This is a genomic window from Coriobacteriia bacterium (assembly GCA_003149935.1).
Taxonomy (GTDB): domain Bacteria; phylum Actinomycetota; class Coriobacteriia; order Coriobacteriales; family QAMH01; genus QAMH01.
Genome location: QAMH01000005.1, coordinates 152959 through 159203 on the forward strand (window position 1 = coordinate 152959; position 6245 = coordinate 159203).

Here is a 6245-nt window from a genome sequence, read left to right on the forward strand (position 1 = left end):
ATGACGCAGGACAGACCAGGAGGCCTTGCGGCTGGCAATTCCGAGAACGACCTCGCACGCGATGGGCAACTCAGCCATGTCGACGAGAAGGGTGTCGTGCGCATGGTCGATGTCTCGCAGAAGGCCGATACCGAGCGCCAGGCCATTGCCGAAGGTTGGATTTTCATGCATCCGGATACCCTTTCGATGATTACGGACGGCACGGCGGCGAAGGGCGACGTCCTCGCCTGCGCACGCGTGGCGGGTATCATGGGCTGCAAGCAGACGAGCTCGCTTATCCCCATGTGCCATCCACTCAACATCACCAAGTCCAAGTGCGAGCTTGAGCCCATCTTGGCAGGCGAACGTGAAGACGGGCGAGTGGGCATTCACGCGACCATGACCACGGGCGTGACCGGAAAGACCGGTATCGAGATGGAGGCTCTTACCGGCGTGAGCATTGCGCTCCTTACGGTATACGATATGTGCAAGGCGGTCGATCGCGGCATGGAGATTTGCGACGTGCATCTCGTCCGCAAGGAAGGCGGACGCACGGGGTTGTGGACGCGAGACTAGAGACGGGACAGGCCATGAATATCAAATTCGGAATCGTTACCTGCTCATCCACGCGCAGTATCGAGGAGGATACGGCAGGAGCGCGCCTTGAGGAGCTCATTGCCGAGCAAGGATGGACGACGCTTTCGCGCGTCGTCGTGAAAGACGACGTCGACATGATTGCAGACGCCATCGTTTGCTGCTGCGATGCCGGTGCCGATGTCGTCTTGACGTGCGGAGGCAGCGGCCTTTCGCTCGCGGATGTCACGCCCGAAGCCACGCGCAAGGTGTGCGACCGCGAGGTTCCCGGCATTGCCGAGGCGATGCGTGCCTACTCCATGACCAAGACGCACCGTGCCATGCTCAGCCGCGCAATTGCCGCGCAGCGCGGGCGTGTGCTCGTCGTTAACCTGCCTGGCTCCAAGAAGGCCGCCGAGGAGAACTGGGAAGGGGTTTTCGACCAGTTCGATCACGCAGTCTCGATGATGGCGGGCGAGGGCCATGCGTAAGCGAAAGCAGGATTCCGAGTACCATACCGGCAGGCTCAATATCTCGTGCCCGCCCTCGACGAAGGATGCCATCGCCACTGACGCGACTGCACATGGACAGTCCATCAGCCAGTTCATCCTCGAGCTCTATACGACGAGCAAGCAGGCTGGATCATCCGCGCATCTTGCCCGCATGGGGCTTGACCTGGTGGGCATCAAGAAGCGTCTGATCGACATCGATGCACGCCTGCGTCGCTCCCTCAAACGCAGCCATGGCATGGTAGATGCTGCCGTGCATGACGATCTCGTGCGTCTCAAGCAGCTCGAGGACGAAATCGATGCGACGTTGCGCGAGACTCTTGATGCAGTGAAGATTCTCAAGAAGCACGAGGAAAACTTCGACGCCTAAGCTGTCGGTTGCTTCGCGTGATTTACGCTAGAATGTGGAGCCACAGCGCGCCATTAGCTCAGCAGGATAGAGCATCGGACTTCTAATCCGGCGGTCGGGGGTTCGAATCCCTCATGGCGCGCCAAATTTCCCCTGCAACTGCCTTTTCTGGCCTCGAATCGTCCTTCCGCAGGTCATGGAAATTATCTGAAATGCAATATGTTCGTGACCTTGACGTTCAGAAGTGCTATAGTACCCCCACGATGCAAGATCCCATTTCGAGGAGGATGGAAATGCCTTTACCCAAGATGACTGATGAGCAGCGCGCTGCTGCACTTGAGAAGGCCAAGGAAGCTCGCGCCAAGCGTGCAAAGCTCAAGGAGGATATCAAGTCTGGCAAGCTCACGCTCAGCAAGGTCCTCAACAGCAATGACGAGATCACCAAGAAGACCAAGGTCATTCAGATTCTCGTTTCCCTGCCCAGCGTTGGCAAGGTGACCGCCCAGAAGGCCATGGAGGAGATCGGCATCGCCGAGAACCGTCGCGTTGGCGGCTTGGGTTCTGCTCAGAAGGAGAAGCTCATCGAGCGTTTCGGCAAGTAATTCTGCCGTAATAAGCAAGGATGTGACGGCCCGTCAGCCCCAAGCTGGCGGGCCTTCTTCTGTCCGCTTTGCACGGGCGCCGCTTGCGATATCACAGCATCTACAGATTAGCTCTAGGAGCAAGATGCTAAACTCATGCAAGCGCATTGAAGGGGAGATATGGATTCACGTGAGTTGATCGTCGTCAACGGACAACGGCCCATTTCGGGGACAGTAGAGGTTCGTGGCGCTAAGAACTCAGTTCTCAAGCTTATGGCGGCAAGCGTGATGGCGTCCGGTGAGACGTGCATCGGAAACGTGCCGTTTATCTCGGACGTAGACGTTATGAGTGACGTTCTGTCGACCATTGGCGCCCGCGTCAGGCGCGGGGAGGATAGCCATACCCTTTTCATCGACACGCGCGATCTCAACTCGTATAGAACCCCTTACGAGCTCGTCGCCAAGATGCGTGCCTCCATTTCAATCCTTGGCCCGCTCATTACCCGGTTCGGTTGCGCTGTTGTGGCAATGCCAGGCGGATGCCAGATTGGCTCACGTAAACTCGACATGCACATCGCGAGCCTCGAGGCGCTCGGCGTGCAGTTCGATGTCGATCACGGATACCTCCATGCGAGTACGCCCAATGGCTTGATTGGTGCCGAGGTCATCCTGGACTTTCAGAGCGTGGGCGCGACGGAGAACCTCATGATGGCTTCCGTTTGCGCTCGTGGCACGACGGTCATTCATAACGCCGCCTGCGAACCCGAAATCGTGGATCTCGCCAACTTCCTCATCTCGATGGGAGCGGACATCGAAAACGCGGGCACTCCGGACGTCGTGGTGCATGGCGTTACCGAGCTTCATCCTACCTCGCATATGACCGTGGGCGATCGTATCGAAGCGGGGACCTTCCTCGTGGCGGGTGCTGCGACTGGCGGTCCCGTTACCGTAAGGGGCGCTAGTCCCGACCATCTGGGACTTGCGCTCAAAAAGCTCCACCAGATGGGCGTGGACCTGTTCATCACCGACGACGAGATTACGGCTGAGCGCTCGGACGATTTGCGACCGGCCGATATTCAGACCCTGCCATTTCCCGGATTCCCCACCGACCTGCAAGCTCAATTCATGGTGCTCTGCGCGCTGGCAAACGGGGATTCCATCATCACCGAGAATCTCTTCGAGAACCGCTTCATGTTCGCTGCAGAGCTTGCCCGCATGGGTGCCGATATCCGCATCGACGGGCATCACGCCCTTGTGAACGGCGTGGGCCATCTTTCCGGCGCACCGGTCAATTCGACCGATTTGCGCGCGGGTGCCGCGCTCGTGATTGCGGGACTCGTTGCCGATGGTGCGACCTTTGTCGACAGCATTCACCATATCGATCGCGGCTATGAGGATTACGTCGGCAAACTGCGGGCGCTCGGCGCCGATATCGAGCGTGTCCCGGCGCAAGACCTGAGTTTCTAGCGATTCGTCGGAGTGCGCAGTGCCATATCATCACAAAAGAGGTGGACTCAATATAAACGGTGCCGGCGGACGACGTCATAGGTCTTCCGGTGGCACGCCTTTCGCGAGTTCGCGCCTCTCGTCCAAATCGCAATCCCGGGCAGCTCGTGCATCGGAGCGTGCGGCCCTTTCGCGCGCCGCGAAGGGACGCGGCACCTATATCCACCCGACGGGCTTCGGCAAGCGCGATCCATCCCAGACGCGAAGGATGCTCTTTACCGTCTTGTTCGTCGCTGTCATTGCGCTGGCGCTTGCGACGACGGTGGGTGTGCTCGTCTATCAGCAGGCGGCACGCAATGCGCTCAAGCCCGTCTTCGATACGCAGGATTTCTCCCAGCAGCTCACGCCCGTTGAGTCCAAAACCGACTTGTTCTGGAATGTCCTCGTGCATACGGATGCCTCATCTGCCGAGGAGGGCCGTGGCGCCATCGTCGACCTCGCCCTTGTCTGCGTTGATCCCGACAACGTCACGCTCTCGTTCCTCTGGATTCCCGTCAACACGCGCGTCTATATCGATGGCGTGGGGTATAGCAAGATAGAGGATGCTTTTGCCGATGCGCATGAGGAGGGAATCATCGCGGCTGTCAAAAAGCTCGCGGACGTTGATATCGCCCACTATATAGAGGTAAACGACGCTGGCCTGAGTAGGCTCGAAAGCCAGCTTGCTCCCTTGCCCGTCGATGTGGCAACGGCGAGCAAGGAGGCGCTTGTGGGCGCCATATGCCGTAGGCTCTTTGGATCGAGCTCCGAGCAAATGTCTGCGCGCGTTGACAGCTTCACGGCATGCGTTGCAACAGACGCCTCAAGTGATGAGGTGACGCAGACCTTTCGTGCCCTGCATGGCATCAACGTCGACACTTCGTGCTACCAGGAGACGATGCCTTCGACGTTGGAGGATATAGGCGGCGTGCAATACAGCATTTGCAGTACCGATAGCTGGAATACGATGGTCTCGCGTGTCTCGAGTGGCATGTCGCCTGTCGCGACTCCCTCGGAGGTCGATACCAACAAGGTCACGCGCGAGAACTGCACCGTCGCGGTTTGGAATGGCGTGGGCGTGTCGGGCGTCGCCAACGACTGCACCAACGAGCTCAAGAAGCTCGGCTGGAAGGTGATCAGCACGGGCAATGCCAACCAGTTCGTCTATGACGAGACTTTCGTCGTGTTCAAGGACACCGATGACGAGGCAGCGGCACGCCTGCTTGCGGCCGATTTGGGCCAGGGGCGCGTGGTGCGCAGCTATGCACGTTACAGCTACGAGGGCAATCTCCTCGTCGTTATTGGCAAGGACTACAAACCATACTAAAAGCCACGCTCACATGACGTCTCGTAAAAAGTTTCGAGAAATTGCAAATTAATGCTTGACACCCCCAAATGCGATGCGTAATATACCAACTCGCGCCGCAGCGAAGGGCACCATGTTCGAGGCGGATAAGAGCAGGTCAATTGACAGGTTCTTAGCAATGGTGAAGAGTCACTTCTTCAAAAAATTTTGAAAAAGTTTCAATTTGCTATTGACGCGAGATGCGAAGGAGCGTAGAGTACTTCTTCGCGCCGCTCGTAAGGTTTTCACCTAAAAGCGGTAGGGACGGTCTCAGATAGAGCCCGTCTCGGAACCTTGAAAATCGGATACTGTTTAGACGAAAAGTGATACAAGCCAACGAGTTCTTTGAATGATCACATGAAGGAACCCGCCTCGGTCAGATACCGAGGAAATCCTTAAAAGAATTCTAAAGACGACTCCTCTCTTTCTACCGAGGGGTCGCATCCGGAAACAGGCTATCGTGAGAGCGAATAGCCAAACCACCGGAATCAAATACCGTTCTTGATGCAGGCCTCGCGCCTGCTTTTGAATGGAGAGTTTGATCCTGGCTCAGGATGAACGCTGGCGGCGTGCTTAACACATGCAAGTCGAACGAGAAAGCACCTTCGGGTGTGAGTAGAGTGGCGAACGGGTGAGTAACACGTGAGCAACCTGCCTCTCACTTCGGAATAACTCAGGGAAACCTGTGCTAATACCGGATACTCCGTACATTCCGCATGCTATGTACGGGAAAGCCTTGTGCGGTGAGAGATGGGCTCGCGGCCCATTAGGTAGTTGGTGGGGTAACGGCCTACCAAGCCAACGATGGGTAGCCGGGTTGAGAGACCGACCGGCCACATTGGGACTGAGACACGGCCCAGACTCCTACGGGAGGCAGCAGTGGGGAATTTTGCGCAATGGGGGAAACCCTGACGCAGCAACGCCGCGTGCGGGATGAAGGCCTTCGGGTTGTAAACCGCTTTCAGTAGGGAAGAAAATGACGGTACCTACAGAAGAAGCTCCGGCTAACTACGTGCCAGCAGCCGCGGTAATACGTAGGGAGCGAGCGTTATCCGGATTTATTGGGCGTAAAGCGCGCGTAGGCGGGCTATTAAGTCAGGTGTTAAAGCCCGGGGCTCAACCCCGGCCCGCACCTGAAACTGGTAGTCTTGAGTCTGGTAGGGGAAAGTGGAATTCCCAGTGTAGCGGTGAAATGCGCAGATATTGGGAAGAACACCAGTGGCGAAGGCGGCTTTCTAGGCCACGACTGACGCTGAGGCGCGAAAGCTAGGGGAGCAAACAGGATTAGATACCCTGGTAGTCCTAGCCGTAAACGATGAATACTAGGTGTGGGGGAGTAATCTCTTCCGTGCCGCAGCTAACGCATTAAGTATTCCGCCTGGGGAGTACGGCCGCAAGGCTAAAACTCAAAGGAATTGACGGGG

6 protein-coding genes, 1 tRNA gene and 1 rRNA gene are annotated in these 6245 nt (G+C 57.3%); all 8 read left to right on the forward strand.

The window, feature by feature from the left end; translation table 11 throughout:
* On the forward strand, nucleotides 1-555 hold the full coding sequence (gene moaC / locus DBY20_02585) for a cyclic pyranopterin monophosphate synthase MoaC (protein ID PWL79642.1): 555 nt from the start codon (nucleotides 1-3) through the stop codon (nucleotides 553-555).
* Nucleotides 556-569: 14 nt separating this feature from the next.
* Complete coding sequence (locus DBY20_02590) at nucleotides 570-1043, forward strand: molybdenum cofactor biosynthesis protein (protein ID PWL79643.1); 474 nt, start codon at nucleotides 570-572, stop codon at nucleotides 1041-1043.
* Nucleotides 1036-1431, forward strand: a complete 396-nt coding sequence (locus DBY20_02595; protein PWL79644.1) for a hypothetical protein — start codon at nucleotides 1036-1038, stop codon at nucleotides 1429-1431. Before DBY20_02590 ends, DBY20_02595 begins: the two co-directional genes overlap by 8 nt.
* A 47-nt stretch (nucleotides 1432-1478) precedes the next feature.
* Nucleotides 1479-1555, forward strand: a tRNA-Arg gene (locus DBY20_02600).
* Between the two features lie 148 nt (nucleotides 1556-1703).
* On the forward strand, nucleotides 1704-2012 hold the full coding sequence (locus DBY20_02605) for an integration host factor (protein PWL79645.1): 309 nt from the start codon (nucleotides 1704-1706) through the stop codon (nucleotides 2010-2012).
* Nucleotides 2013-2171: 159 nt separating this feature from the next.
* Nucleotides 2172-3458: a UDP-N-acetylglucosamine 1-carboxyvinyltransferase gene (murA, locus tag DBY20_02610; protein ID PWL79646.1), complete on the forward strand. Its 1287-nt coding sequence runs from the start codon at nucleotides 2172-2174 to the stop codon at nucleotides 3456-3458.
* 247 nt (nucleotides 3459-3705) lie between these two features.
* A complete protein-coding gene (locus DBY20_02615; GenBank protein PWL79647.1) occupies nucleotides 3706-4803 on the forward strand; it encodes a hypothetical protein in 1098 nt (365 codons plus the stop codon).
* A 542-nt stretch (nucleotides 4804-5345) separates the two neighbouring features.
* Nucleotides 5346-6245 (forward strand): 16S ribosomal RNA (locus DBY20_02620); the annotation flags it as partial.